The sequence below is a fragment of the Vibrio sp. 1CM23M genome, assembly GCF_023161755.1.
Classification (GTDB): domain Bacteria; phylum Pseudomonadota; class Gammaproteobacteria; order Enterobacterales; family Vibrionaceae; genus Vibrio; species Vibrio coralliirubri.
In genome coordinates, this window is record NZ_JALNTR010000007.1 from 87,274 (window position 1) to 113,282 (window position 26,009).

Here is a 26,009-nt window from a genome sequence, read left to right on the forward strand (position 1 = left end):
ATGGGGATGAAGAATTTTGATTCAAGCCTAATTCGTTTGGAAACGTTATGAAAAAGCCATTTGAAGTCATCGCCATTATCGGTAAACCTCGAGATCAGCAAGCAATTCAGACTCATAGAGAGCTCTATCAGTGGTTAAGTGCTGAGGGTTATCAAGTGTTTGTTGATGACAGACTCGCCACTATTTTAGACGACATCCCAAAAGAACATTTTTCTAGCCTGATTGAGTTAGGTAAACGCGCCGATCTCGCCATTGTGGTCGGTGGTGACGGAAACATGCTCGGTGCCGCTAGAATCTTGTCACGTTTCGACATTTCAGTGATTGGTGTTAACCGAGGTAATCTTGGTTTCCTAACCGATCTCAACCCTGAAAACTTCCAGAGCGCGCTGACTGATGTTCTCAAAGGCGAGTTCATGGAAGAAGAGCGCTTCTTACTTGAAACGGAAATTCATCGTCACGGCCAGATAAAAAGCCACAATGCGGCACTTAATGAGGCAGTACTGCACCCCGGACAAGTTGCTCACATGATCGAGTTCGAAGTGTATATCGATGACAGTTTCGCCTTCTCACAGCGTTCTGATGGCTTAATCGTCTCAACACCGACAGGCTCTACCGCCTACTCGCTTTCTGGCGGCGGCCCTATCCTGTCATCAAGCCTAAATGCTATCTCACTCGTGCCAATGTTCCCGCACACCCTTTCAAGCCGCCCACTTGTGGTGGATGGAAAACGTCGTATCAAGCTGATTGTATCGCCTGATAACCGCGGAACTCAGGAAGTGAGCTGCGATGGTCAAATCTCACTGCCTGTTTCTCCTGGCGATGAGATCCACATTTACCAAAGCCCAAATGTGCTCAAACTGATCCACCCTAAAGACTACAATTACTACCATGTTCTACGTAACAAACTAGGCTGGTCGAGTAAGCTGTTCTAAGAGAATAAACGCTCCAGTGGTAACCGAAAATTTGAAAGGCTGACGACATTCGTCAGCCTTTTTTATTGCCGATTAAAAGCCCACCACCTCTATCTTTACGCCAATCCACTACATCGTCATTCCCAAGAAGGAGGGACGACTGAGTTGGGAATCTATAGCGGTTTCAGTGATCTACGGACGCACTCAATTCTGAGATCGGTCACAAAAAATTTTCACCTGTCGACTTTACTGTATAAAGAAACAGTATATACTGAGCTTATATACAGTATTGTTCAGTTATACAGGTAAATAAAAATGCTGGCTCATCTAAGTGTTAATAATTTCGCTATTGTTAAGTCTTTACAGCTAGAACTCTCTAAAGGCATGACAACAATCACCGGAGAAACGGGTGCGGGTAAATCTATCGCTATCGATGCTTTAGGCTTATGCCTTGGAGGAAGATCCGATGCAGGAATGGTTCGACAAGGTGAAGAAAAAACCGAAGTCAGTGCCGCTTTTTTACTTGAGAACAATCTGCATGCTACCCGCTGGTTAGAAGACAACGAACTACTTGATGGCAGTGAGTGCATCCTGCGCAGAACCATCTCAAAAGAAGGTCGTTCTCGTGCATTCATCAACGGTAGCCCTGTCCCTCTTTCGCAATTGAAATCGCTAGGACAACTGCTGATCAACATCCATGGTCAACACGCGCATCACCAGTTGATGAAAAGCGATTACCAAATGGCCATGCTTGATCAATACGCAGGCCACTTGAACCTATTGAAATCGACACGTAATGCTTATCAAGCGTGGCGACAAGCGGATAACCACTTAAAAGAGTTACGTGAAAATAGCCAGCAAAACCAAGCTCAAAAACAACTTCTTGAATACCAAATCAAAGAGTTAAATGAGCTGTCTATTGGGGAGGAAGAATATGAAGACCTCGAACAAGAGCATAAGCGCCTCTCCAATAGCGGAGAACTGGCCACAACCTGTCAGCAAGCTATCGAGCTTATTTATGAAGGCGAAGAAGTTAATGCGCTTGGTATTCTGCAATCGGCCAATAACTCCTTAATTCAGTTAGCTGAGCTAGATGAAAGGCTGGCTGAGTTACCGAACTTGCTTTCTGAAGCCATTATTCAGATCGAAGAGACCAACAACGAGTTAAGAACATACCTAGACAGCATTGATGTTGATCCCGGTCGTATGGCTTACGTTGAGGAGCGCTTCTCTAAAGTGATGTCGATGTCTCGTAAACACCACGTGTTACCTGAAGAACTGTATAAGCACCATCAAGACTTGCTACAACAAGTTGAAGCGCTTGATTGCTCTGATGAAAAATTGGAAGAACTGGCAAACGAGGTAGAAAACCAATACCAGTCGTTCGTTGCGAAATCCGAGAAGCTTCATAAATCTCGAACTCGTTACGCAAAAGAGCTCAACAAGCTGATCACGCAAAGCATGCACGAACTGAGCATGGAAAAAGCGCAGTTTGCCATTGAAGTGAACAACACCAACACACACCCTTCTCCATTGGGTATGGATAACGTGACCTTCATTGTTTCGACCAACCCAGGCCAACCAATGCAGCCGATTGCGAAAGTGGCCTCTGGTGGTGAGTTATCACGAATTTCATTAGCGATTCAGGTGATCACAGCGCAAAAAGTGGACACACCAAGCCTGATTTTCGATGAAGTCGATGTAGGTATCAGTGGACCAACCGCTGCGGTTGTCGGAAAAATGCTACGTAAGCTAGGCGAGTCTACGCAAGTGATGTGTGTGACGCACTTACCTCAAGTTGCCGGTTGCGGTCACCAACAGCTGTTTGTAGCGAAGAACACGAAATCAGGTAAAACCGAGACTCAAATGCACACGCTTGATGAACAACAACGCGTTTCAGAGCTTGCTCGATTGCTTGGTGGCAGCCAGATTACCGAATCAACGCTTGCCAACGCAAAAGAGTTATTAATCGCAGCTTAGGTTACATATTCAGCAACTTTCTGATAATTTACCGAAAAATCTTGGCAATTTTGCAACTTAATTCAAAATTGCCAGTCATAACAAGCTCAAAGCGCAAGGAGCTTTTTACTTCTTGCTGGAGCTTGTTTATTATCAGGCAGTATTTTAGCGAAGAAAGATCTCAAACTATGCGAATTAAAAAGTGGTTAGTTGCAGTTCCACTTGCACTAACAATGTTGACCGGTTGCTCTCTATTAGAGAAGTTGGTTTATCGAATTGACATCAATCAGGGTAACTATGTTGAACAAGAAGCTGTCGACCAGCTCAAGTTTGGCATGACAAAAACACAAGTTCGTTACGTTATGGGCTCACCTATGCTTATCGAAAATGGCTACCCAGATACGTGGTACTACATTTACCACCACCAAAAAGGCCATGAAGACCCGATTCAGAAAAACCTAGTCGTTAACTTTGATGCCACTGGCACTCTAGTAACGATCAATGGTGATTTTGAAGCCAGTGATGAGTTCTTCGAAAGCCTTCGCTAGCTTTCCAGTCAACAAAGCTCTCGGCCGATAAAGCTATCAGTCGACGGAACCAGAATTGCAAAAGCCTGCTCAATGAGCAGGCTTTTTAATATCTGCTAACAAATTAGGTCAGTTGTCTAACCCGCAGGCACAAAAAAGCTCGCCAATATAGCGAGCTCTCTTCTTAGTCAAACTTGTTTAGCACTACGATTTAGCTGCGGCCGCTTTTGCTTGTTCAGCACGCTTACGGCGAATTTCTTTGGGATCAGCCAACAATGCGCGGTAGATTTCGATACGGTCTTTATCGCGAACCGTCGCATCAAGCTTAACGTTACGACTGAACACGCCAACCTTATTTTTCGCTAAGTCAATTTCTGGATACAGCTCCAAAACGCCAGACTGCGCAATAATCTCTTCAACGGTTGCGTTCTTGTTCACTATCAAGGTAAACACACGCTGCTCGTGCGGAAGTGCAAACACAACCTCTACGTGGATCATATCTGATTCAATAGTCATGGCTTAGTAAACCTGTTTCGCGCGTTGAGTAAAAGCACTGACCATATTGCTCGTCAGCTCATTGAAAACCTTACCAAATGCCATTTCAATCATTCGGCTAGAGAATTCAAACTCCAACTTAAGTTCAACCTTACACGCTTGATCGTCGAGCGGAGTGAAATACCAACCACCCTGCAGTTTCTTAAATGGGCCATCCACCAGCTCCATCAAGATCTCAGCGCCATCCGCTAAGCGGTTAGACGTAGTAAATGTTTTGCTGATACCGGCTTTAGATACATCAACCGAAGCCACCATAGCTGAATCTGAAGATTCGATCACACGTGAACCAGAACACCCTGGCAAAAACTCGTGATAACGAGCAACATCATTGACCAAGCTGAACATCTGGTCGGCACTAAACGACACTAATGCTGAACGAGTAACCTTTGGCATATAGACTCCTGTTAAAGACAGCGTTACATTAACACAAACTGCAATTTTAATTGTATTGGGCCAGAGCGCAAATAAAAAGGATTCCCCAACTAGGGCGCAATCCGTATAATGAGGCCATTATGGCAAAGAATAAATCAAAATCAAAAGCCGGTAGTAATACCATTGCGCTTAATAAGAAAGCTCGCCACGAATATTTCATCGATGATGAGATAGAAGCGGGGCTTGAGCTACAAGGCTGGGAAGTAAAATCCCTACGTGAAGGCAAAACCAATATCGCAGAAAGCTACGTCTACATCCGAGATGGCGAAGCATTCATCAGTGGTATGACGATCACTCCGCTGACTCAAGCGAGTACTCATATCGTGGCGAACCCAACACGTATCCGTAAACTCCTGATGTCGAGAAAAGAACTCGATAACCTTATCGGTCGTATTAACCGTGAAGGCATGACACTTGTCGCAACCGCACTTTACTGGTCTCGCTCTTGGGCGAAGATTAAAGTTGGCGTAGCGAAAGGTAAAAAGCTGCACGATAAACGTACTGATATGAAAGAAAAAGATTGGGCGAGAGATAAAGCACGAATTATGAAGAGTAATTTGCGTTAATTTTAAGCACTTAAACGCACAGTGCTAGACAGGGTAAGCTTTTCTGGTACTATGCAAATAACACTTGGGGCTGATTTAGGATTCGACAGGAATTTTGAAGTCTGAGGTGCATGCCGTGGGGCGGTTGGCCACGTTAAAAGCCGCAAAAAAATAGTCGCAAACGACGAAAACTACGCACTAGCAGCTTAATAACCTGCTCAGAGCTCTCTTACCCTAGCTTCCGCTCGTAAGACGGGGACCAATAAGAGATCAAACCCAAACTAGCTAGCGTGGCTTCTCCCACCTGAGAGGAAAAGCGCGAATTATAATTCAGGTTAGCCTTTAACTAGCGTGTCGGTTCGCAGGTTGCTGGTGAAATTAAAGATCGACTAAGCATGTAGTACCAATGATGAATGATTTTTGGACGCGGGTTCAACTCCCGCCAGCTCCACCAATTCAACATTTAAAGACGTCCTAGGGCGTCTTTTTTTGTGCCTTTAACTTATTAAAATCAACAACTTACAATCCACCACTATCCACTGAGGTTTACTTTTGTTCGGTAACAGCTCAAGATAATAAACACCCAGATAGACACCCAAAGCAAAAAGGTGCCATTCTTGGGTGTCTATTTTTGTATGGGGATGTTGATTATGGCAAGAAGAGTTACACAACTAACTGCAACAGAAGTAAAACAAGCCAAACCGAAAGATAAAGATTACGACCTTTACGATGGTAACGGCTTACAGCTACGAGTGAGGAAGAACGCCAATAAAGTCTGGTGCCTGATCTATAAACACCCCGTCTCACTAAAACGAGTTCGTATGACTCTTGGCAACTATCCGGATCTATCACTTGCGATAGTAAGAAAAATTGCAGCAGAACATCGTGAATTGATTAGCCAAGGGATCGACCCCAAAGAACATAGGCAAAAGAAACAAGAAGAAAATATTGCCATCACTGTTCATACATTACGCAATGTATCTGAGAGCTGGTTTGACAAGAAAAAGAAGAAAGTCACTCCGGATCACGCTGATGATATTTGGCGCTCATTCGAGCTGCACCTTTTCCCGTCTTTGGGAAAAACTCCGATATCCCAAATATCTGCACCAATGGTGATAAAAGTACTACGCCCGCTAGAAATAAAAGGCAACTTAGAAACACTAAAAAGAGTCGCTCAACGACTCAATGAAGTGATGGTTTTTTCTGTGAACACTGGCCTTGTGCACGCTAACCCTCTTGCTGGAATTCGCGCAGCTTTCGATACACCATCCAAAAAGAACATGGCTACCATCGAACCTGCTGAGCTTCCAGACTTAATGAGCGCATTAAATCAAGCGAGTATTAAAATCCAAACACGCTGCCTTATTGAATGGCAACTACATACTTTAGCGCGACCAAGTGAAGCCAGTGGTACACGTTGGGACGAAATTGATTTTGAAAACAATCTCTGGATTATCCCTGCTGAAAGAATGAAAAAGCGCAAAGAACATAGAATACCACTAACAGACCAAACGTTGGCAATCCTAACAATCATGCAGGCATTATCTGGTCACTCCGTCTACGTGTTCTCTAGTGCTAGTGACCCCAAGAAAGCGATGAATAGCCAAACTGCAAACATGGCACTTAAACGTATGGGTTATGCAGGAAAACTTCACGCTCATGGACTAAGAGCCCTCGCTTCTACAACTCTTAATGAACAAAGCTTTGAGTCCGACTTAATTGAAGCCGCTTTGGCTCATATCGATAAAAATGAAGTACGCGCTACGTACAATCGAACTGATTACCTAGAACGTCGCCGTCCTATGATGGACTGGTGGAGTGAACATATCGAAACAGCAGCTCAAGGAACTGGCTCACTAACGGGTAGGAAAGCCATTAAAGTTGTTGGTGGAAACTTTTAGCTTTAAAGCTTCAATCACAGTTTAATAAACTGATTAAAACTGACCGACAGCCTTTCTATGTTTGCTTACATAGATAGCTTTCGGCTCTTCAGCATCTAACGATTGATTCCCATTCTTCATTTTTTCTATTGCTAACTGTAGCTCGTTAATCTCAGAATTTTTAACAATAATTTCTTCTGCATGTTTTGTTTCTAACTTTTCAACAAGTTTATCCAATCGCTCAATTTCTTGATTCATATTGTCAAACTTATCTTTAATCGATTCCGCTTGTTGAATCATGTGCACGTCATTTACCGACCTATTTAATAGATTCTCAACCACGTTTTTTATTGATGAATTACGACTTCTTGACATTACCTCTACTAATGAGTAGGTCTCATTTGATATAGATACAGACTTTGGTTTTATCTTCTTCCTTGCTACTTTCGTGCGCCACGCACTTCGAGCACTTCTCAATAGCTCTCGATGAGATATATCACTAACACTCAAACCTTTAAGGAACTCCTGCGCACTCGTTCCTTCTAACCACGATCTAGCAACATCAACCCCATATACGCCAGAGAGCCCTTTGGCCTTTTTTAGCAAGTATCCCTTAGCCCACTGCTCTTGAGTCTTAGATTTGGTTAACCAAGATTGTAAGTCATCTTTACCATTCATACTCATTCCTCAATTATTCATATCACATCATCTTAACTTACTTAAGAAATTTTAACGTGACATTATCATCAGATTTGTTGAATACTACTTTAAATACCATGTGAAGTACGTAGTATTCGATCTCTATTTAATACCTATCATAGTCCCTTTATATTAATAGGTTTACCTAATGAACAACCTAAAACTGATACTGAACTTCTTATTAAGTCTTGATAATATTCCTAACGTCACAGCCTTATCACCTGAAGCTAAAATGGTTTGGATTAAGCTGCTTCTATACTCAAACACCTCCTCCTTTGAGCTAAAGAGCACAACTAAAGAAATAAGACTTTCATTGGGGCTAAGCCAGAGCACGTTAAGTAAAGCCATCGAGGAACTTGAGCATGGAGAACTTCTGGTAAGGAGAGATAGGAAGACACCAAAGGGTAGTCACAGTTATCATTATAAAGTAACGCCGCCTATCGATAGAGTTAACAACATCGATAAAAGCTCACCATTCTGCAAACTAGCACCTCAGATCATATCGGGCACAAATTTACCAAGCAAAATTAACCTCGCTAATAGATTAGTTTTACTATTGCTAATTCATCACTCTAATGACTTTGGCTACGTTGATACACTCAGTAGAAAAAAGATTGGAAGACTCGCAGGAATGAGCCCGGTTCGAGTAAGGAGCCATCAAAAAAAATTATATAATTTTGGCTTTCTAGATTTAGTCATAAATGGCTCAGTAATGAATGGAATGGCTAAAAAGATTTGTAGCCAATACTATTTGAACCTTTGGCATCCAGCCTTTACTCAACGAGTTCAATGCACTCACCTATGGGCAATCGACAGCATAAAAGATCTCTATCATTTTGAAATCGATGTCATCAATGGGCTTAAGAATAGTAAAAAAAGGAGTGCCTATAATCTAGCTATGAGCGTGAGCTTTGATCATGCAGGCATTAAAAGCACCCAAATAGAATCAAGCGATACAAAGTTAGCTCAGTTTCTTTCTAACTACTCACCTGTGCACTTAGCTACGAAAACAGATCACTTAGCCAACCATCTATTGAATAATCACAGACAGGAATTAAGCGCCATAGGTAATGAATTGGATTCTTTGCCAATACCACTTGATAGCAATCTGATTTTTCGGGCACTTATTGAAAGCGAACACTTTTTTCCTGAAGTATTTAAGTATTCTGAAATCGCTGAGCGAGCTTCAAATAAGCAGCGCCAGCTAGAGTCACATTGGGCGAGTGAAGCACTAGGGTATGAAGTCAGCCTTGATGAAGAGGTAAACAATAAGGGTAAGAAAAATAACCCATTACTTTTAGCTATCGCCTATATTTCTTGGGCTAAAGCTGCGGAAGCGTATAAGTTCATAGAGCAACATTTTGGTGCTCCTATTGAGCAGCCTTGGAGATACAGTATCCGTCCTAGAACAATGACTGATGGGATACTGGGATACTATGTCATTGGTATTCCCTTCAGTGATTCTGTTCTAACAGAAGAACCGATAAAAGAGAGCCTCATTATATGTGGTGAAGAAACAATACAATTCGATCAGCCAAGACCAGTTAATTACTTTTCGATAATGGCATTGCAGTAACATAACTTCAGAGTGACTACGATTAAGAACACACTAGCTAGGCCCAATCTTTGATTATCCATAGGCATGACTCCGGTACTACAGCCTAGAAAGAAACAATGCCCTCGGTGGATTAGTAATATAGCTACTTAACAAACACTCTTTATAAGAGCATGATTATCAGTACAACACTCAGTAGCCACACTACTGATGAATACAGTACATGTTGTTGTGTCGGTTAAGATCTCTAGCCATAGGCAATAGAGATTCACTCATTGCTGCGGCAGAACGGTTTTATGTAAATTGTTATGCATCATTCCCTTTCTATGTGAAATCAAATAACACATAGGAGAGATTTTCATGAACATGTTTCAATTAGCTCAAATCCCAGCTCAGTATGGTTCTTTAAACCAACGTCACCTTGGCCGTATGAACGACACTGTTATGGGAGCCCTAGCACTCCATCCTAGGGTTCTAATTGCTCGAATTGATCTACGCATACCTAACAATGGCTTGAACTCTGACAACCCTTTAGAGCGTGATGTGCCGACCTGCTATGTGAATACCGATGTTGATTTGATGAAACGGTTTATAGCCTCTTTGAAAACTCAGATGAATTTCGACCAGAGAAATAAAGCCAGACAAGGGAAGCGTATCTACCCGTGTTCGTTAAATTACGTTTGGGTAAGGGAACGTAACACCAGTCACAATGAACATTACCATGTGGCATTAGCGGTCAATCAGGATGCTTACTATCCATTTGGTAGGCTTCATTATGAGGGGACTCTTGCTTGTATGGTAAACAGAGCATGGGCTAGTGCATTAGGGCTTACCGTAGATGAGATTGAAGGGCTAGTTCATATCCCCGAGCGTCCAATGTATACCTTGAACCGTAATCACCCACCAGCACGATTTCAGAAAGATTTAGGGGAAGTAGCGGTTAGGCTGGCTTACTTGGCAAAGAATGAGACGAAGATACTTGGTGATGGTCGCCGTAATTTTGGATGCAATACCATCGTACGACTGGAGCATTTGACGGGACTCGGAGTCGGTTAGTGTTGATAGTTACTCAGGCATGACCTTGAGTTTTGAACCTCGATGACTTTGACTAAAGTTGGTTGGTACATTTTTGAGCATTCACTAAACGGACTGTGCGTCAACAATCTCAACAATCACTTAGCATACGCTGGTTGTTTCTATCGGCTGAGTTCTGTAGCGAAGCCAGAGTTGAAGAAAGGGCTTATAGCCCTTTACTTTAAACTAGAATTACTATTAGTAACGAAATGAGAATATTTGAAGCCACCATCATTTTTAATATGGTGAAATCTTTTATTATGGAATCAATCATATCTTCTAGTTTCTAGAATTTCGACAGGTAAGCGATGCGCCAGATGTTGTATAACTTCGAGCGAGGAGTGTAGCCGTCTGTACTTTGCTGTATCACCTGCTTTCGGACCATACGAAGCTTTCTTGCCAAGAAGGATATGATAAAATTTATCTGGCTTGCTAGTATTCTCAGCGAGTATACGTTTTGGATCACCAGTATCCCTTAGGACGAAGACAGTGCATGAGGGTACTTTATCGAGTTCCTTGTTGAAACTCTCCTCTGTGCCTGTAGTGAGAGTGATTAATCTTAAATACTCTAGAGTGACGGTTGTAACGTTAGATTTCATTTCCATGTAGCTATCCTTATGATAACAATTTAGCCTCACCAACGATTTTGAGTCTGTGGTTTCCACCCCAAAGATGGGCTTAGATGCTAGCAATATATTTTCGAGACATATTGCTTCATGGGTGCTGCTTTCATGAACTGAAACTCAAGGTAAACCTAACCTATTTGTTCAAAAAAATAAAGAGGGAGCTTCCCCCTCTTGAAACTAAGATTGATGCAACTGAATTCTATTTGCGCTCCAATTTACACCTCCTAAATTCAATCGACAGTTTGTTGTTTGCTCATAACACTAACCCCCTAAAGTCATTATCAATATCATCTTGTGTCACACCAATGTAGCGCAGTGTTACACCTTCTGAGCTATGGCGAAGCATTCGCATCACTCGTGCAATATCTTTGGTGCTTTTGTAGAGGTGGTAGCCTCTGGTCTTTCGCATCGAGTGCGTCCCCAACGGAAAACTAATCTCTTCACCAATCGATGAAAACGCTTGGCTAACAGCCCGACGGCTCAATGGATTGGCAGCTTTGTTGATCGCTTGTTGGTTTCGGTAAGATTGAAATAGATAGATGTGGTGTGGATTCTCCTTTTTAATGCGGAGGATGATTTCTAAACTTCTTGGGTTTAGTGCTATCTGGGCCACTTTGCCCGTCTTTGACTCACGGATAGTTAAACGGTCTTCTTCAATGTCGCTAAACTTAATCGCCAGTAAATCAGAAATCCTCAAAGCGAGATTGATACCGACATTCCAGATGTCGGACATTTGCTTACTATGCCGTATTTCTAATAAGTGGCCGATGAGCTGGATTGTGTCACGGTTTTTCACCGCTTGAACTTCTGCCATAACGCAGCTTCCTTTTTTCGATGAAAATGATGATTAGAGGAACTTCAAAGCAAGCCAGAAACGAAAAGCCTTGTTCCATAAGGGTTGGCAAGTTCCCAAATTGCTAAAATGGGAACTTGGGTGCTTTTCAGCTCTTGGTGACTTTAATTTGGTCAAACACACCATCAGATAAATACTCCAAAAAGTTACCTTCCCATGTCCGATAGAAAGATTTCACTTCTCGATGTGCTAAAGCGCAAGGTGCTAAAAACATCTGTCTGAATATGTTGCTCTCAATATTGAAATCAAGCTCGATGGCTAACTCTGGATAAACCCCTCCAGAATAGGCAAAGTCGGTGATGTAACAGAGTCGCCACTTATCAGCCTCATTGCGGATCATGATTTCTACTGGATGATATCCACCAGCTTCAGCGTTATAGCTCGTGTCACGAAAGTTAATGGTTAAGGTATCTGAATAGTAATCAAGACTCGCTTCCTGAATCTGCTTAGTGATTGCGTTATGAAAGCGAGTAGAGATAGGCAGCACACAAGGGTGAAACTGCATCGTTTGAATTTTGGTTGCGGCTGGCATGGTATGCCTCCTAGGTTAGTGGTGATGCGATAGATGATTTAGTGGGCATCTCGATATTGACAAGTGTTGCTTGGATATCGTCAAAGGAGCCTTGTTGAATTTGTTTGAGGAAAGACCGTTCATAGCTTTCATACAGACTGGTTACTTGTAGCTGGTGGAGTTCGCAACGTTCAATATCTGGCTGGTAGAACCATCCACGCAGAAAATTGAAGTAAAGCTCGACCTCCATCTTTTCGGTTTGCGCGTCTGGGTAAGCAAAGCTAGTCACAAAGACGATGCTCCAATGAGTGTTGTCTGATTGGTTTGTCGATCTATTGAGTTGGATCTCTACAGGATGAAAACCACTACGATCTTGGTAGTAGCTCGACACTCGAAAGTTCAGGGCGATACGTGTAGCAAAGGCAGGGATATCTAATCGCTCAGTAAGAGCATTGAGGTATTCCACCAGCAGTCGATGGGGTGTGGTTTGGCTCATAACAAACCTCGTTCAGCAAAAGACACGCATTGCTCACCTACGACGACATGATCCAATACTCGGATATCAACTAGCGCTAATGCATCAGACAGACGTTGAGTGATCCTACGATCTGCTTGTGATGGCTCAGGTAATCCAGATGGATGATTATGACCAAAGATCACCGCAGCCGAGTTGAGTAGTAATCCTTCTTTGACGACTTCTCTTGGATAGACGCTAGCGGCATCGATGGTGCCAAAGAACATCTCTTTGTATTCAATCAATTGGTTTTGATTATCAAGAAACATTACGGCAAACACTTCTCTGTCGTAATGCGCCAATTTCATCTGTAGATATTGCTTAGTGTTTTCTGGACTGGTGAATGACCCTGCCCGAGCATACTTCGCTGCGAGCATAGTCGCTGCGGTCTCTAGGATTTGACGAAGCTCTGTAGGCTCGTTTGGCGTGTAATGATTTGAATGCATGTACTTTCCTTCTGTGCGCTAAAGGTATGTGCATCCATGTAATATGTGGCTAAAAAATAATGGAATCCTTCCCCATAGAAGCAGCCCAACAACGCTGGGCCGCTTTAGGTTATGGGCGCTGTTTATCTTGTCGTTTAGCCCAGTTGTAACCACTCACAACGCCATAGATGAACAATTCGATTAGCGTCTTAGTTGGTTGGTGGGGATTCACCATTCGCCTCCTTGTTGATGTGGTACAAGCCAGCGCCAACGATAAAGCCAGCAATGAAAACAAATGGCATAAGTGCCTCCTGATTAGTTTGATTTAAGAAAAGTGCATAAATGGAAGCCTGCGATTCACTGGCTCCAGAAAGGTAATGTGTGGCTAAAAAAAGTTGGAGTGTGGTGATTTACGCAGTGGAGTAATTAAATGCACATTCTCGTTATCTCATGAGTTGAACTAACCGGAATTCATCATGAGATTAATCAAACTAAAAGAAGTAATGACCTTAACTAGCCTCGCGCGTTCTACCATCTACAAGTACATGAGCGAAGGCCAATTTCCCAAAGCAGTGTCATTAGGTTGTCGTTCAGTAGCATGGGTAGAAGAAGAGGTGACAGATTGGGTGTTGGAAAGGATTGGTGAGCGCGATAACGCTGATTGACAGATAATGGATGGAAGCTATTACAGCTTCCTTCTATGCCATGTTGTTTCTAACAAACTTTTGCCCCATTATGAGTTTCAGGTACAGCAAGGCCCATAACTAAATCTAATGCTAAGTAACAAAAATTATCTGAATGTTAATAAATCCACTGGCTCTGCTACGTTCGCTAGGGCTGTCGATTTTCCTTTTCCATTATTTGTTGGGCAATCTCAATCATGCTGTTACTTACGATATCAGGCATCAAATAATATGAGTTATAGGGTGCACCAGAACGATTAATATAAGCCGCTTTTAAACCGGCACTAAGTGCACCGTGGGTATCCCAATCATGGGTTGCAACAAGTCGTGCTTGAGAGGGGGCAATTTGTAGTTGTTGCAGTGCAAATAGATAAGCAGATTTGGATGGTTTAAACGTGTTGGCCTGCTCAACCGAAATGGTGTCGTCAAAATAATCCTTTAATCCTGCGAAAGACAACTGCGAGTTGAGAAGTTTAGTCGAAGAGTTTGATAGCGCCACTAACCTAAAGCCAGACAGTTTTAGCATATCCATCGCCGGTTTAACATCTTCATGAGCAGGTAATGCCGCAAGCGTGCTCAAAATATCTTGGTAGCCTTCATCTGAAATGGATTTATCTAGGCGACCAGCAAGAGCCTTTAATGCCGTCAATGCAAGGCTTTTGAAATCACTATGGACCGTGGTAACTAGGCATACTGTTGATGAATGTAATAGCATAGAAAACCAAGTGGTCATATAGTCTTCGCTGCCAAAGTAATGATTAAACTTTGGCTTAAGCCGATTTAAGTCGAGTACGGTCTCATTGATATCGAATAAAATAGTTTGTACTGGCATAACATTTTCCTAGCAATTATGGATTAGCTCTTAGTTACCTGACCTCAGTCGCTCAATGAATTTAGGTAAATGGGTAATGGGTGAAAATATCGTCTATCTTGGCGTTGAGTAGCGCTTTATCATTGTTCAATTTAGCGAAGGTACGCAAGCCTGTTATTTGAATTTGCACGTGACTCGCTAAGTCTTCAGCGTCTTTTGTTTGATCAATTAGGCCTAGTGCTTGAGCTTCTTTAATCAACACCACGAATTCACGAGAAATTTCAGCAAGATGATCTTTAGTCACCTCAATTAAATCTTGATTCTCCGAGGTTAATTCCCCCATCGTTTTTGCTAGCATGCACACCCCGTTTGGAGCATCGGTTTGAGTATCGATAACCTGTGCTTTAACAAATGCCTTTATGGCGTTAACTGGCGTGTCGCATTCTTCTTTTAAAGCTTCTAATTGCGCAAGCCCCATATCGGTATAGTTGCGAAGTGTCTCTTTAAACAAGCCCTCTTTACTGCCAAAGGCTGAATAAATACTCCCCGGCCGCATATCGATCTCGTCTTGTAGATTGCGCATTGAGGTGGCATGAAAGCCTTTCTTCCAATAAAGGTTAGTGGCTTTGTTCACCACTTCTCGCCGATCAAATTTTGCTGTCTTTGCCATAGCTTTACTTAGTAATCAATTATATGAACAGTCGTTCAATTATAACTATGGAGGTTACGTAGGTAAAGAGAGTATGTTCAGTTCTATGACAGTACGGTTAAAGAAGAAAAAATTAAACTTAATAAAATCATAAGCATAATCGCCAATTAGCAATCTTTTGAACGATCGCTCAAATAAATACTTGAGCGATCGTTCAAGTTTAAGTATAGTTCTCCTCATCGACAGGGAATACAGCTTCCCACAATGGGGATAACAATAGATGTCCCTTTATCTTAAAAAGATTGGAGTATACAAAATGAGCAAATTTACCTTTCACACAGTAGAAACAGCACCAGAAAAAAGTAAACCAATGTTAGAAGGCGCGGTTAAGCAAATGGGCGCTGCACCGGGTTTATATGCTGTCATGGCTGAGTCTCCTGAAACCTTGAAAGCGTACCAACAGCTTCACCAGTTATTCATGAGCACTTCATTTGATGCCGAAGAGTTAACGGTAGTGTGGCAAACCATCAATGTTGAGCACGAATGCACTTTCTGCGTACCTGCACATACGGCAATTGCACACTCTATGAAAGTCGATCCTGCATTAACCGAAGCACTGCGTAACGAAGAAGCCATGCCAACAGCAAAACTTCAGGCATTGCATGACTTTACCTTAGCAATGGTGCGTGAGCGCGGTAACGTGTCTGACCAACAAATGGACACCTTTTTTGCCGCAGGTTACGGCCAGCAGCAAGTGCTTGAGATTATCCTAGGTCTATCGCAAAAGGTGATCAGCAACTACACCAACCACGTAGCCAAAACACCTGCTGGCCCAATGTTTGAAAAATTTGCTTGGTCTAAAAAAGCATAATCAATTCGGTATCTCAGCTTAATTTAAATCTGGCTTAGCCAGTGGAGTATTTATATGTCTTTTAACTTTAAACAAAAATATGGCGGTTGGGCATTGGTCACAGGTGCTACCTCTGGGATCGGCGAACAAATGGCGCAACAGTTAGCCGAAGACGGCATGAATATTGTTTTGGTGGCTCGTCGCGAACAAGAGTTAAAGGAATATGCTCAAACACTAGCAAGTCAGTATTCGGTTGAGACAGACGTGATTGTGGCGGATCTGTCGACGCAAGATGGTGTTGATAAGATCAAAGCTACTGAACATGACATTGGATTAATTGCTTTGTCTGCTGGTCTTGAAACCAATGGTGCTTTTGAAAAGTTGGATTTAGATGCCGAGCGTCGCTTGTTGCATGTGAATGTGAATTCGGTGATGGAGTTAAGCCACCACTTTAGTAACACCATGATCGCTCGAGGAAAAGGCGGTATTTTGTTGGTTGCGAGTATGTTTGGCCAAATGGCATCCCCTTATTTTTCAACCTATGCTGGCTCTAAATCGTTTGTGATTAATTTTGGTCAATCGCTTTATGCAGAACTTAAATCTAAGGGGGTTGATGTGAGTGTCTTGTCACCGGGGTTAACCAAAACACCGATGGCGGTGAGCACTGGCGTAAACTGGAAAAAAGTCCCTATGGCAGCAAGAGCGCCAGAGAAAGTGGCAAAAGTTGGTTTGCAAGGTGTTGGTAAACGTGTACTGACCGTACCGGGCCTGCGTAACAACATCATGGCATTTATGGCGGATTTAACGCCCCGTAAGATAATGGCACTTTCAATGCAAAAAATCTTGAACGGTGCACTGGATGCTAAGCGCCTATAAACCTGTTAAATCTTAAGTTTTAAAGGCTTGCGTGTTGCAAGCTTTTTTTATTGGAATTGAATGATGAACAATAGAATAAAACTCGACATTATTTCTGATGTAGTTTGCCCTTGGTGTATTGTAGGTTATAAGCACCTTGAAACTGCCATCGAAGAATTAGGCATCAAAGATCGAATAGATATTGAATGGCAGCCCTTTGAATTGAATCCTGATATGACTGAAAAAGGTGAAAACCTTCGTGATCACGTAGCCCGCAAGTATGGGTCATCACGTGAAGATAGCGACAGAGCACGTGAAAACATAACGAAACAGGGGGCGCAATACGGTTTTAAGTTTGATTACTTTGAAGATATGAAAATGGTCAACACGCTTAATGCCCACGTGTTATTAGAGCATGCCAAACCATTGGGTTTGCAACATCAGCTAAAAATGCGCCTATTTTCAGCATTTTTTACTGAGCACAAAGATGTATCTAACCGTGAAGTCTTGCTTAATGAGGCAGAAGCGGTAGGTATTGAGAGAAAGCCCGCTGAGCTTGCTTTGGATAATCCACAGCTCAAACGTGAGATCCAAGAAATTGAATCTCAGTGGCACCAAATGGGCATCAGTGGTGTACCAACAGTAGTATTTAACCGAGAGAGTGCACTTACCGGTGCTCACCCTCAAGAGTCTTTCAAACAAGCTTTGCAACAGCTAGTGGCTGAGAATGGTAGAGCAGATGATTGATATCTATATTTCGTTAGTGGCGGCATTGAGCACTATAGCAGGAGCGTTCAGTTACTTCTCCAAAGTGAAAAATCGTCAAACACCGAAGATGCCCCTGCTTTTTATTATGAGCCTTATTGTTGGGTCAGTATTCGGTGTAGCAGCTTTATATGTAACGGCTCAATCCCCGTCTTGGAGCACGATTGTGGTCATATTGCTCGCAACTATGCCTGTCATGATGAGTGCGGTGTTCTATAAAACCTTTAAAGAGTCAAAATCACCCCTTGGAGATATTCAAGTTCAGGTCGGAGATAAGGTGTTACCTTTTGCTGCAACAAGGGAAAATGGTAGTGAATTTACCCATGAGGAACTAAAAGGCCAGCGTATATTGTTGAAGTTTTTTAGAGGCTCTTGGTGCCCATATTGCAGTATGGAGCTTAAAATGTTTGAGGAAATGAAGCCTATCTTTGACCGTTTTAATGTCAAAATTGTGGCTTTATCTAATGATGAAGTCGCAGCGGCTCAGAAACATCAACAACGTGACCACTTAACCCACGAATTGCTGTCTGATCCCGACTTGAAGGTGATAAAAAAGTATGGTGTAGAACATCATAAAGCACTCGGTGGTGATGGCGTATCAAGTATGACTTTATTTGGGTTACCCTTTCCGACCAAAATGAAGTACAAACCCATGGCGATACCCACATCTATCTTAATCGATGAGTATGGTGTCATACAGTGGATTGACCAAGCGGAAGATGTTCGGTTGCGGGCGAGTGAAGAGAAGTTACTGGCTGCCCTTAACGCCTCTTTTGCTAATTAACTGAACATATCTTGCCACAATGACTCCGCATTGTGGCTCATGCTATCAAAGATGAGATCTCTAAATGCGACCACGCGTGAGGCGATCATCTTTCTATCTGTCCATACCAAATACGCTGTGCCTTTTGGGCACTCAACGCCGGGTAATACCGGCTCCAGTTTATCCTGTGAAGCTAGGTGCTCTAGTGCCACTTTTGGCATCAAACAAATCCCCGCACCGCCTATCGCTGCTTGAATATTCAACCTTAAGCTATTAATCGAGTATTTGGGTTTTATTGGTATTTTGATTGTCTCAAGGTTCTCTTTTAGTAACCAGTAAGGGAAATTGTTACCGGCCAATACATTGTGTTCGAGTAAATCTCTCGCCCTTTCTGGCTTACCTCTTTGGGCTAAATAGCTTTTTGAAGCAGCTAATGCCAATTCAGTTTCAAATAGTTTACGTTGTACCAAGTGAGAGTCTGTCGCTGACATAGTGACAATTGCTAAATCGATTTGTTCAGAAATGAACGCTTCAGCATCGGATGCAAAATGGACATGAATATTCACTTTAGGGTGCAGGGTCATAAACTCCAAAGCAAGCTTTTGTAAGAAAAAATCAGCAAAGGGTTCTGGGCACGATATATGAATATCTCCAGTGAGTACTCCTTGAGCATTTGAAAGGCTTAGCCATTGTTGGTCAAGTCCATGAAACAAGCTTGAGAACTTGTTATATATCTCTTCACCAGCATTGGTCAGCTGGAATTTTTTGGAATCACGGTGAAGCAGTTTCTCATTGAGCTGCCCTTCCAAATTTGACACCGAACGCGACACGGTAGGGGCTGAGGTGTTGGCTTTTACACTCGCTGCTGCAAAGCCTCCACATTCAACAGAGAGGCAGAACCAATAGAGGTTTGTCATGTTTTTTGTACTGATCATCGCGATTACTCTCTTAATCAAGAGTACATAAATGTACTTTTAAAAAACACTATTGTCTATTTTTGAATTCATTGTATCTGCGTATACTTCCCTTATCGAACGGCCTAACGGCCTAACGGCCTAAAAAATACTGGATGAAAATGACAATGAAAAAATTCGACCGCAAATATCAATACCCACTCATGATGTCTATGGTACTGCCAACAATGCTTCTTGGTATGTCAGGCATTATGGCGTTCCGCAATCTTCCTGTAGGCGCTGACTTTTTCTCTGCATGGGGAGGAGCAATTGCTCAAGTTGTGCCTTCAGCGTTATTGCTGCTTGCAGTTGTTGCACCGATTGTGCGCTTGTTTGTCACCAAGGTACTTCTTAAGCCAGAACAAGCTTAACCCAATTGCTTTCTTTAAATTAACGTTACTTTGGAGTACATGATGAACCAACAAATATTATTAGAAGCGACAATGATTGGTACAATGTTTCTCATTACCGCTGGCTATTTTATCCGATCTAAAGAAAGTGCGAGTAAAAAAGCAATAAACTTCGTTACAGCACTACTTGGTGGCTTTATGGTGATGGCAGGAACTGCCAAATTTTTCTTACCCTTCGCTGATATCTTTGCTGCGCAAATTGAGCTAAGTGGTTTGCCGTTCCCTGTTTTGTCAAAGTTTGCAGGGCAAATGGGTGAGATTTTTGCTGGAGCCCTGTTCTTACTTGTTCTGACGGAAGGTAAACTCATCTCATCTAAAGTTGCAGATGTAATCATTAACCTAGCAACGCTACTTACGGTGGTTATTATGAGCGTAGCAGTTTATGTACACCTGTCGCCAAATGTGCCAGCTGAAGTATTACCGTTGCAATCTAAACCACCGGTGCTGACTTTAATTGTGATGCTTGTCGCTTTGGGGTTGTGGTGGAGAAAAAAGAAAGCGTAAATTTGATTGATAGTAATTGTAGGGCTCTTTTCATTGTCTGATACAGAGAACACTAGTCAGTATAAGAGCCGCTACTTAGTTTGGGACGGGTATGTCATAAATTGGTAAATTTGCCTGTGATTAAGGTATTGAACAATACCTCAGTTAATCCGCCAACTGCTAAATTAGCAAAACCTATAACTCACTCCTGTCCAGAACCTTATTGGCGGGGGTGACGTAATGACAGGGGTGACGTAACTCATCAATGAAAGAGGGGAGCAATTGCTCCCTTCTATGCCGCCAGCTTAAACGTTACTACTTCGTACAGTCGTACCATCCATCACCACGGTCACACTCATACTTGAATGTCCCATTAGGGTAAGATATGAATCGGTGATGTAACACCATATCCCCATTAGGCATTTCAGTCGCCACGTTAGTTCTGTGCTCAGATATCTTGTTATCGCCTTCTTTATAGCGTTTAGTGTACTCCCACCAATCAGCTCCAACAGAATCTTGATCACCATAGGTCTGCGGTAGTGCCGTGATATCAGCATTGAGTGCACCAATATCTATACCCTCCACATCAGCACTGAAACCTAACCAGTGAGCATATTCACTTGGCACTGTGTTCCACTTATAACGGCTCCCTTCTTCATCGTACACACCACTCACTCTCGCAGTCGAAAGCGTCATGTTTTGGCTATCAGCAGCATCACTCAAACTAACCTCATTACACTCTAATTCACTCAGATCGTAGAACGATGACTTGTTCTCCATACCGTATTGGTTGTCAGTGTCAGCCACCTTTGAAAGTAAGGTTTCTGACTTACTGCAAATGTAATCGTCAAAGCTTGGATCTGAGCTCATGTTACGGTATTCATTCACATAACCCACCGTACCAAAATCAGTAACACTGTCTTCTTGCAGGTAGTTTCTAATCAAACGCTCAGGTAGCCAGTTATCATCTACCGCATAGACAGATTCAGACCAGAAGCTACCTTGACGTATGGAAATTGATTTGTACCACAACTGTTCATCATCTTGGCGTTGCCAGTCCGTTGGATCGTTAAGGTAATGAGCCACGTTGATATGTGCATATGGGTACTGAAGCGACAATTCATAAGTCTCTTCAAATGAAAGTTGAATGGATGCCATAAGCTGCTCAGCAATATCGTAGACCGCACTGTTACCATCCGCTATGTAATCACTCCACAGATCTTCCTCTGAGATATTGAAATGCCAAACTAAATCACCCGCTACGTTACGCATGGCATCTTTTATGGCATTACGGACTGGTTCATTGTCTTTCACTAATTCACAGCTATATGTAGCTCCTTGCTCTCTTTCAACCGTCTGTTTCGCTGACTCCCACAACATTGTGGTGAGTGGCGTAATGTTAACGGAGCCATTCGCTACCTCTTCAGGCAACGTGAACGCTGGTGGCAGGTTAAGTACATAAGCTTGAGTCACTTCCCCTAAGTCTTCATCAATAGCTCCGACAGGCACATCTACGATCACTGGGACGTATTCAAGACAGGCTTGCTGCTCTTCGGTTATGTCACCTTCAATAGTGAACACGCCACCAGCCTCGGTGATAGCTGATGGCTCATCAGGATCGACAACACCATTTGAATTAAAATCATAATGAACAGTGGCACCAACGATATAGCCGTCAATAGCACGACCGGATAACAATGTAGTGTTCGATGGTGATGAAGGCTCAGATGAGCCACCACCGCCGCAACCAGCAAGGGTTGCACTAGCAATAAGCGCAGAAACTAACGTCTTTTTCATAGGATATTCCTTTTTATTAATAGATTGGTTTGCAGGGATAAATGCATAGAAAACAAAAGCGGCTTACTTTCGTAAACCGCTAGTGGTGGGTATTAAACGTGTGGCATTAGCAAGAACATCGGCATGGAGGCATATCGCAAATGTCACAGGTTGAACTGTGGCTACCCCCGCAATATTCACAGCTGAATGAAGCTAGGCAACGGTGCTTGTTAAGTAATGGTCGAATCGCTTTAATTGTCATGAACTTCTCTCCCCGTCTATGTCGTAGTGGATCACATAGAAAGACGGCAACCCTATGTGACATCCCTGTTTGTTGTCAGGTTATCAATAGGTTGGGCATCTGGTGTCGCATAGGGCTGTACTAAGTGGGACCGCTATCGCTATTTAGAGAAGTGGTTTGAAGTTGGGGGCTTTTGACTGACGGTGGTATAGGTTGTTGTTCTACAAAAGTAATGTGGGTTTTATGTGCTTCTAGCCACGCCACTAATGGAGGTGTATTAGAAACCGTAACAGTGATGTGTAAATACGTATCGAACTCAGAGATACGTTGGTCGTTGGAAAGTGGTGTTTGGTAGAGATGTTCACCAGCTTGTTTAGTAATGGTGAATTCGAGTGTATAACGTTCATGCGGTGTATTGGAGTATTCCGATGCTGAATGTTGCAAGTCAAAGTCTTGTGGGTAAGCAAACGTGAAGGTTGATAATGTGACTTTATGAATATGACTGACATCAACAAAAGTAGCACCTTTATCTCCCTTCTGGCGGTACACCAATATCAATGTATTGCTTTGATGTGAAAGGCCTAATGGCATGACATCTTTTCTGTGTTGCCCCCCTTCAGAGTAATAGTGCAAGCTTAACCAACGATTATGGTAGAGCCCTTGGCTGATCTTAGCGTAAATATCAGAGCTGACATTTTCACTTAGTTGGTAAGCACTCTGAAATACAACTTTTCTCAGCCATTGAGATTCTTTCGTGTTCTGACTGAGAGATTTTAGGTGGTAACTAGCATCTTCAAATAACGACTGAAGAGTATTAGAGATATGGGTAGGGATTAAATAGTGGAAGTGAGACTCAGCCAGACACAACAGTAGTGCTTCTTGAGTACCAGAGCCAACAAGAGATTTGGCTTGCTTTCGTTGGTATCCATAAGGTTTATCACGAGTATCTCGGTCAATATCAAAATATTCAAGTAACACATCTAGGTTACGTTGAATCGTTCGAATATCTCTATCAATACCTATCTCTTGAAGCTGTACTTTGAGCTCAGAAGCTGTGACTTTATGCCAATACGGTATGCGCTTGTATAGCTCAAGCGCCAATACCATATGCTGGCGAGTGCTCACATGAGTATTTTTACTCATCGTGTACACCTTTAACTAAGCGGATCAAAATAGAGGTGACGGTATAACGATCTTGGAACAAGTCACTCTCACTCTCTTTGATAGCAAGAGACGAAACTCTACACGCTAGGCTTTAAGGTGAGTCGATTGTATGAGTTGCTTGGGCATCTGGTGTCGGATGAAAGCGGATAAGTAAAATTAATTGAATAGGTGAGATGGGCATAACGAGTTCCTATGCTGGTGGATACATAGGAGTGATATGTATGTGAAATATATTAGATTGATTGACCCAAGCAATTAATACTAATGATAATCATTTAATAAGTAATGGACGGGAGTTCAACTCCTCAAAAAGATAGTAGCAGCTATCAATCGATAACAAATAAAAATAAACACCCAATTAGCACCTTTTGCAAAGATGAACCTAGATTTAAATATAAAAATCAAATATTTAAGATTCAAATTACGATGACGCCAGCCCACCAAACGTTTGGAAAGGGCCAACTCGAAAGAGTTGGCCCTTTTTGTTTGTCTGAACCTTACGAACCAGTAGATAAAGCCTTTGATAACATACACTTAACTATAAATGCATCAATATCAAAAACAGCCACTCAACAAAAAGCCACACATCCCAATACTGAAATGTGTGGCTGTTTAGAGCTGTTCTGATACGAACTTAGATAAGTTTAGGCGTTACTCCATATCACCGAGTAAGTAATCTTCATCGCTACTCACTACTGCGCCGTGCTTCAAGAAGTTCTTACCTAGGATCATGCTGTATTCGAAGCGAGATCGGTCTTGAAGGTTTACCCTCACCTCTTTCTCTAGGTCTCCGAGCTTAACCTTCATTTCTACTACAGGGCGAATGTTCACCTTCTCGCCTTTCTTAGCTTTAATGCGCATTACATCAATCACTGGCTTGGTGAAATCTTGCTTATCACCTTGGTTGTTTTGATAGGTAAAGCTCACCATGTCTTGGCCATCTTTCTTAAATCGTTTGATGTTGACTGCGTTCATTGAGCTTACATCGGCACCGGTGTCGAGCTTGGCCGGGAACTTCATGCCGTTCACTTCAACGACTTCGATGTGCCCAACTTTAAACAGTGGTTCAGCCTTCAGAAGATAATCAGAACGTGTATTAACGTAAACGCCTTCTTTTGCCATCTTCTTACCTAAAATAAAGTACGCTTCTTTCTCATTCGTATTGAGCACGTCGATGGCAAACTCTTGCGTACGCACTTTTCCAGACACCGCAAACTCACCACTTACAACCGGGCGAGTATCATCCCCGACTTTAAGCTTCTTAATAATTGGCTTGGTCACCTTCTGCTTCTCACCATTTACATCCGTAAGATAAAATTCGACGGAAGCATCTTTGCCTTTACCTGTCATTTCAAAACTGTCGACCTTCAGCAAAGGCGTATTGACAGTGAAAGAAGCCACCGCCTTAAGAGGGAAGTCATCTAGTGTGATGTCCTCTTCCGGCGAGATAATCATAGGCTCACCAGACTCAGCCACATCACTAAAGTTCTCTGAACCTTCTGATAAAATATTCTCAGCACTGGTGTCAATCATGAAGAGTTCGCTGGCGGTGTTGGTTCCAAATCTCAACTGCGACTCACTACTCGAGCGCTCACGTAGGTACACCAGAACGTCTTTTGTGGTGTTTTCATCGAGTTGAACAGGCACATACACCAAAGGTCTCTTCTTACCGCTCACGCTTAACATACGAACCAACGGCAACGTCATCTCTTTTGGCTTGCCGTCGTTGTCGAACATATCAAACGTCACTTCTTTGTTCTTTTTGTCTATGTCGATGTCTTTTGCATGCAAAATGCTGTAGCGGTTCTTTAAAGAGAAGGTCGCATTCATCGCCATTCCCGAGATAGAAACCACTTCTTTACGGCCAACCACCGTTGCGTTCTCTTGCTCTTGTAAGTAGTCGTAGCCCGCAAACACCAGCGCGTTGTCCGCAAGGAAGGTTTTTCCGATCAATACTGGCGCAGAGAAGTGACTTCTATCGGTCAGGTTAACGTCTGTTTTTAGCTCTTGGTCTGCAATGGTAAGCGACATTTTTACGGTAGGACGAAGTAAAGGCGTGCTGCTAGTGCGGCTGCGTATCATGCTGACACGCTCTAAAGGCGCTTCGATTAATACCATGTCTCCCGTGCGTGGATTTTGAACCTTAAAAGAGACCACAGCTTCATATTTCGCAAAGGTGCTGCCATCCCAATCATCGTAATCAACATCGGAATTGTTCAACAGGTCTTCGGTTAACGCCGCCATCAACTCTTTGTCTTTGAGGTTTTGGTAGTCGGGATTAGAGCTCTTCACATGAATGTCTTCAGCATGCATAGAAGTGGTTTCCGCACCGGTATCAATTTTACCAATGAAAGGAACGTCTTTTAGCCCTTTAACGCTTGATAGGTACACGTTCTCAGTGCGACCTAATACCGACTTACCATCGAGTTCGTAAGTGGGATTTTGAGTGGTAGGTGAAGTGTCAGTAGCCAAAGTGTATTGTGAAAAAAGTAGAGTGCTTAAAAGAGTTAGAGCCAAAGGTATCTTTTTCATTAGTTGGT

At 42.6% G+C, this 26,009-nt stretch carries 27 protein-coding genes and 1 other RNA gene; 15 read left to right on the plus strand and 13 right to left on the minus strand.

Annotated elements, in window-relative coordinates; all coding sequences use genetic code 11:
• Positions 1-47: 47 nt before the first annotated feature.
• The 3 genes from nadK to bamE all read left to right on the plus strand — a co-directional run bounded on the left by nadK (position 48) and on the right by bamE (position 3,418).
• Positions 48-932, plus strand: a complete 885-nt coding sequence (gene nadK / locus MSG35_RS18525) for an NAD(+) kinase (protein ID WP_017066747.1) — start codon at positions 48-50, stop codon at positions 930-932.
• Between the two features lie 294 nt (positions 933-1,226).
• Complete coding sequence (gene recN / locus MSG35_RS18530) at positions 1,227-2,891, plus strand: DNA repair protein RecN (RefSeq protein ID WP_017059862.1); 1,665 nt, start codon at positions 1,227-1,229, stop codon at positions 2,889-2,891.
• Positions 2,892-3,058: 167 nt separating this feature from the next.
• Positions 3,059-3,418: an outer membrane protein assembly factor BamE gene (gene bamE / locus MSG35_RS18535; protein WP_004735159.1), complete on the plus strand. Its 360-nt coding sequence runs from the start codon at positions 3,059-3,061 to the stop codon at positions 3,416-3,418.
• A 183-nt stretch (positions 3,419-3,601) separates the two neighbouring features.
• Here bamE and MSG35_RS18540 read toward each other — a convergent pair whose 3' ends face one another.
• Positions 3,602-3,913: an RnfH family protein gene (locus tag MSG35_RS18540; protein WP_017084430.1), complete on the minus strand. Its 312-nt coding sequence runs from the start codon at positions 3,911-3,913 to the stop codon at positions 3,602-3,604.
• Positions 3,914-3,916: 3 nt separating this feature from the next.
• On the minus strand, positions 3,917-4,345 hold the full coding sequence (locus tag MSG35_RS18545) for an SRPBCC family protein (RefSeq protein WP_012603332.1): 429 nt from the start codon (positions 4,343-4,345) through the stop codon (positions 3,917-3,919).
• A gap of 119 nt (positions 4,346-4,464) precedes the next feature.
• On the opposite strand from MSG35_RS18545, the gene smpB reads away from it, so the two are divergent.
• The 3 genes from smpB to MSG35_RS18560 all read left to right on the plus strand — a co-directional run bounded on the left by smpB (position 4,465) and on the right by MSG35_RS18560 (position 6,830).
• A complete protein-coding gene (gene smpB / locus MSG35_RS18550; protein WP_004735156.1) occupies positions 4,465-4,950 on the plus strand; it encodes an SsrA-binding protein SmpB in 486 nt (161 codons plus the stop codon).
• Between the two features lie 66 nt (positions 4,951-5,016).
• Positions 5,017-5,383: a transfer-messenger RNA gene (gene ssrA / locus MSG35_RS18555) on the plus strand.
• A gap of 196 nt (positions 5,384-5,579) precedes the next feature.
• Positions 5,580-6,830, plus strand: coding sequence for an integrase domain-containing protein (locus tag MSG35_RS18560; RefSeq protein ID WP_059021457.1), 1,251 nt, complete (start codon positions 5,580-5,582; stop codon positions 6,828-6,830).
• 33 nt (positions 6,831-6,863) lie between these two features.
• On the opposite strand, the gene MSG35_RS18565 is transcribed toward MSG35_RS18560, so the two are convergent.
• Positions 6,864-7,487, minus strand: coding sequence for a hypothetical protein (locus MSG35_RS18565; protein WP_059021336.1), 624 nt, complete (start codon positions 7,485-7,487; stop codon positions 6,864-6,866).
• A 169-nt stretch (positions 7,488-7,656) separates the two neighbouring features.
• Between MSG35_RS18565 and MSG35_RS18570 the strand changes: the two genes are divergently transcribed.
• Both MSG35_RS18570 and MSG35_RS18575 read left to right on the plus strand, forming a co-directional pair.
• A complete protein-coding gene (locus MSG35_RS18570) occupies positions 7,657-9,084 on the plus strand; it encodes a LysR family transcriptional regulator (RefSeq protein WP_059021338.1) in 1,428 nt (475 codons plus the stop codon).
• Positions 9,085-9,423: 339 nt separating this feature from the next.
• Complete coding sequence (locus MSG35_RS18575) at positions 9,424-10,119, plus strand: inovirus Gp2 family protein (RefSeq protein WP_248384721.1); 696 nt, start codon at positions 9,424-9,426, stop codon at positions 10,117-10,119.
• A gap of 897 nt (positions 10,120-11,016) precedes the next feature.
• Here MSG35_RS18575 and MSG35_RS18580 read toward each other — a convergent pair.
• The 4 genes from MSG35_RS18580 to radC form a co-directional block, all read right to left on the minus strand.
• Complete coding sequence (locus tag MSG35_RS18580; RefSeq protein ID WP_248384722.1) at positions 11,017-11,577, minus strand: tyrosine-type recombinase/integrase; 561 nt, start codon at positions 11,575-11,577, stop codon at positions 11,017-11,019.
• A 127-nt stretch (positions 11,578-11,704) separates the two neighbouring features.
• Positions 11,705-12,148, minus strand: a complete 444-nt coding sequence (locus MSG35_RS18585) for a DUF2787 family protein (protein WP_248384723.1) — start codon at positions 12,146-12,148, stop codon at positions 11,705-11,707.
• Between the two features lie 10 nt (positions 12,149-12,158).
• Positions 12,159-12,623 (minus strand): DUF2787 domain-containing protein, encoded by a 465-nt coding sequence (locus tag MSG35_RS18590; RefSeq protein WP_248384724.1) that lies wholly within the window; start codon positions 12,621-12,623, stop codon positions 12,159-12,161.
• Entirely contained in the window at positions 12,620-13,087 is a 468-nt protein-coding gene (radC, locus tag MSG35_RS18595) for a DNA repair protein RadC (RefSeq protein ID WP_248384725.1), read from the minus strand. Before radC ends, MSG35_RS18590 begins: the two co-directional genes overlap by 4 nt.
• Positions 13,088-13,542: 455 nt before the next feature.
• Between radC and MSG35_RS18600 the strand changes: the two genes are divergently transcribed.
• On the plus strand, positions 13,543-13,731 hold the full coding sequence (locus MSG35_RS18600; RefSeq protein WP_098413491.1) for an AlpA family transcriptional regulator: 189 nt from the start codon (positions 13,543-13,545) through the stop codon (positions 13,729-13,731).
• A gap of 166 nt (positions 13,732-13,897) precedes the next feature.
• On the opposite strand, the gene MSG35_RS18605 is transcribed toward MSG35_RS18600, so the two are convergent.
• Positions 13,898-14,581, minus strand: coding sequence for a haloacid dehalogenase type II (locus MSG35_RS18605; protein WP_059021362.1), 684 nt, complete (start codon positions 14,579-14,581; stop codon positions 13,898-13,900).
• 61 nt (positions 14,582-14,642) lie between these two features.
• Positions 14,643-15,230 (minus strand): TetR/AcrR family transcriptional regulator, encoded by a 588-nt coding sequence (locus tag MSG35_RS18610; protein ID WP_059021364.1) that lies wholly within the window; start codon positions 15,228-15,230, stop codon positions 14,643-14,645.
• Between the two features lie 295 nt (positions 15,231-15,525).
• Here MSG35_RS18610 and MSG35_RS18615 point away from each other — a divergent pair, with 295 nt between their 5' ends.
• The 4 genes from MSG35_RS18615 (at position 15,526) to MSG35_RS18630 (ending at position 18,463) form a co-directional block, all read left to right on the plus strand.
• Positions 15,526-16,080 (plus strand): carboxymuconolactone decarboxylase family protein, encoded by a 555-nt coding sequence (locus tag MSG35_RS18615; RefSeq protein ID WP_248384726.1) that lies wholly within the window; start codon positions 15,526-15,528, stop codon positions 16,078-16,080.
• A 54-nt stretch (positions 16,081-16,134) separates the two neighbouring features.
• Positions 16,135-16,935 (plus strand): SDR family NAD(P)-dependent oxidoreductase, encoded by an 801-nt coding sequence (locus MSG35_RS18620; RefSeq protein WP_059021367.1) that lies wholly within the window; start codon positions 16,135-16,137, stop codon positions 16,933-16,935.
• Between the two features lie 63 nt (positions 16,936-16,998).
• On the plus strand, positions 16,999-17,661 hold the full coding sequence (locus MSG35_RS18625; protein WP_059021369.1) for a DsbA family oxidoreductase: 663 nt from the start codon (positions 16,999-17,001) through the stop codon (positions 17,659-17,661).
• Positions 17,654-18,463 (plus strand): redoxin domain-containing protein, encoded by an 810-nt coding sequence (locus tag MSG35_RS18630; protein ID WP_248384727.1) that lies wholly within the window; start codon positions 17,654-17,656, stop codon positions 18,461-18,463. Before MSG35_RS18625 ends, MSG35_RS18630 begins: the two co-directional genes overlap by 8 nt.
• Here MSG35_RS18630 and MSG35_RS18635 read toward each other — a convergent pair.
• A complete protein-coding gene (locus MSG35_RS18635; RefSeq protein WP_115896387.1) occupies positions 18,460-19,377 on the minus strand; it encodes a LysR family transcriptional regulator in 918 nt (305 codons plus the stop codon). The genes MSG35_RS18630 and MSG35_RS18635 overlap by 4 nt on opposite strands.
• A gap of 146 nt (positions 19,378-19,523) precedes the next feature.
• On the opposite strand from MSG35_RS18635, the gene MSG35_RS18640 reads away from it, so the two are divergent.
• Both MSG35_RS18640 and MSG35_RS18645 read left to right on the plus strand, forming a co-directional pair.
• Positions 19,524-19,766: a DUF2798 domain-containing protein gene (locus MSG35_RS18640; protein WP_059021459.1), complete on the plus strand. Its 243-nt coding sequence runs from the start codon at positions 19,524-19,526 to the stop codon at positions 19,764-19,766.
• 42 nt (positions 19,767-19,808) lie between these two features.
• Complete coding sequence (locus MSG35_RS18645; RefSeq protein ID WP_240493362.1) at positions 19,809-20,309, plus strand: hypothetical protein; 501 nt, start codon at positions 19,809-19,811, stop codon at positions 20,307-20,309.
• Positions 20,310-20,603: 294 nt separating this feature from the next.
• Here the strand turns inward: MSG35_RS18645 and MSG35_RS18650 are convergent, their stop codons facing one another.
• The 3 genes from MSG35_RS18650 to MSG35_RS18660 all read right to left on the minus strand — a co-directional run bounded on the left by MSG35_RS18650 (position 20,604) and on the right by MSG35_RS18660 (position 26,001).
• Positions 20,604-22,085, minus strand: a complete 1,482-nt coding sequence (locus MSG35_RS18650) for a hypothetical protein (RefSeq protein ID WP_248384728.1) — start codon at positions 22,083-22,085, stop codon at positions 20,604-20,606.
• Positions 22,086-22,446: 361 nt separating this feature from the next.
• Positions 22,447-23,448, minus strand: coding sequence for a WYL domain-containing protein (locus tag MSG35_RS18655; protein ID WP_248384729.1), 1,002 nt, complete (start codon positions 23,446-23,448; stop codon positions 22,447-22,449).
• Positions 23,449-24,120: 672 nt separating this feature from the next.
• Positions 24,121-26,001, minus strand: a complete 1,881-nt coding sequence (locus tag MSG35_RS18660) for a RimK/LysX family protein (RefSeq protein WP_248384730.1) — start codon at positions 25,999-26,001, stop codon at positions 24,121-24,123.
• Positions 26,002-26,009: the final 8 nt, after the last annotated feature.

Bases quoted from the DNA above. Each gene is read 5' to 3' on its own strand.
- nadK (WP_017066747.1), top strand. From the start codon at position 48: ATGAAAAAGCCATTTGAAGTCATCGCCATTATCGGTAAACCTCGAGAT.
- recN (WP_017059862.1), top strand. From the start codon at position 1,227: ATGCTGGCTCATCTAAGTGTTAATAATTTCGCTATTGTTAAGTCTTTA.
- bamE (WP_004735159.1), top strand. From the start codon at position 3,059: ATGCGAATTAAAAAGTGGTTAGTTGCAGTTCCACTTGCACTAACAATG.
- MSG35_RS18540 (WP_017084430.1), bottom strand. From the start codon at position 3,913: ATGACTATTGAATCAGATATGATCCACGTAGAGGTTGTGTTTGCACTT.
- MSG35_RS18545 (WP_012603332.1), bottom strand. From the start codon at position 4,345: ATGCCAAAGGTTACTCGTTCAGCATTAGTGTCGTTTAGTGCCGACCAG.
- smpB (WP_004735156.1), top strand. From the start codon at position 4,465: ATGGCAAAGAATAAATCAAAATCAAAAGCCGGTAGTAATACCATTGCG.
- MSG35_RS18560 (WP_059021457.1), top strand. From the start codon at position 5,580: ATGGCAAGAAGAGTTACACAACTAACTGCAACAGAAGTAAAACAAGCC.
- MSG35_RS18565 (WP_059021336.1), bottom strand. From the start codon at position 7,487: ATGAATGGTAAAGATGACTTACAATCTTGGTTAACCAAATCTAAGACT.
- MSG35_RS18570 (WP_059021338.1), top strand. From the start codon at position 7,657: ATGAACAACCTAAAACTGATACTGAACTTCTTATTAAGTCTTGATAAT.
- MSG35_RS18575 (WP_248384721.1), top strand. From the start codon at position 9,424: ATGAACATGTTTCAATTAGCTCAAATCCCAGCTCAGTATGGTTCTTTA.
- MSG35_RS18580 (WP_248384722.1), bottom strand. From the start codon at position 11,577: ATGGCAGAAGTTCAAGCGGTGAAAAACCGTGACACAATCCAGCTCATC.
- MSG35_RS18585 (WP_248384723.1), bottom strand. From the start codon at position 12,148: ATGCCAGCCGCAACCAAAATTCAAACGATGCAGTTTCACCCTTGTGTG.
- MSG35_RS18590 (WP_248384724.1), bottom strand. From the start codon at position 12,623: ATGAGCCAAACCACACCCCATCGACTGCTGGTGGAATACCTCAATGCT.
- radC (WP_248384725.1), bottom strand. From the start codon at position 13,087: ATGCATTCAAATCATTACACGCCAAACGAGCCTACAGAGCTTCGTCAA.
- MSG35_RS18600 (WP_098413491.1), top strand. From the start codon at position 13,543: ATGAGATTAATCAAACTAAAAGAAGTAATGACCTTAACTAGCCTCGCG.
- MSG35_RS18605 (WP_059021362.1), bottom strand. From the start codon at position 14,581: ATGCCAGTACAAACTATTTTATTCGATATCAATGAGACCGTACTCGAC.
- MSG35_RS18610 (WP_059021364.1), bottom strand. From the start codon at position 15,230: ATGGCAAAGACAGCAAAATTTGATCGGCGAGAAGTGGTGAACAAAGCC.
- MSG35_RS18615 (WP_248384726.1), top strand. From the start codon at position 15,526: ATGAGCAAATTTACCTTTCACACAGTAGAAACAGCACCAGAAAAAAGT.
- MSG35_RS18620 (WP_059021367.1), top strand. From the start codon at position 16,135: ATGTCTTTTAACTTTAAACAAAAATATGGCGGTTGGGCATTGGTCACA.
- MSG35_RS18625 (WP_059021369.1), top strand. From the start codon at position 16,999: ATGAACAATAGAATAAAACTCGACATTATTTCTGATGTAGTTTGCCCT.
- MSG35_RS18630 (WP_248384727.1), top strand. From the start codon at position 17,654: ATGATTGATATCTATATTTCGTTAGTGGCGGCATTGAGCACTATAGCA.
- MSG35_RS18635 (WP_115896387.1), bottom strand. From the start codon at position 19,377: ATGATCAGTACAAAAAACATGACAAACCTCTATTGGTTCTGCCTCTCT.
- MSG35_RS18640 (WP_059021459.1), top strand. From the start codon at position 19,524: ATGAAAAAATTCGACCGCAAATATCAATACCCACTCATGATGTCTATG.
- MSG35_RS18645 (WP_240493362.1), top strand. From the start codon at position 19,809: ATGAACCAACAAATATTATTAGAAGCGACAATGATTGGTACAATGTTT.
- MSG35_RS18650 (WP_248384728.1), bottom strand. From the start codon at position 22,085: ATGAAAAAGACGTTAGTTTCTGCGCTTATTGCTAGTGCAACCCTTGCT.
- MSG35_RS18655 (WP_248384729.1), bottom strand. From the start codon at position 23,448: ATGAGTAAAAATACTCATGTGAGCACTCGCCAGCATATGGTATTGGCG.
- MSG35_RS18660 (WP_248384730.1), bottom strand. From the start codon at position 26,001: ATGAAAAAGATACCTTTGGCTCTAACTCTTTTAAGCACTCTACTTTTT.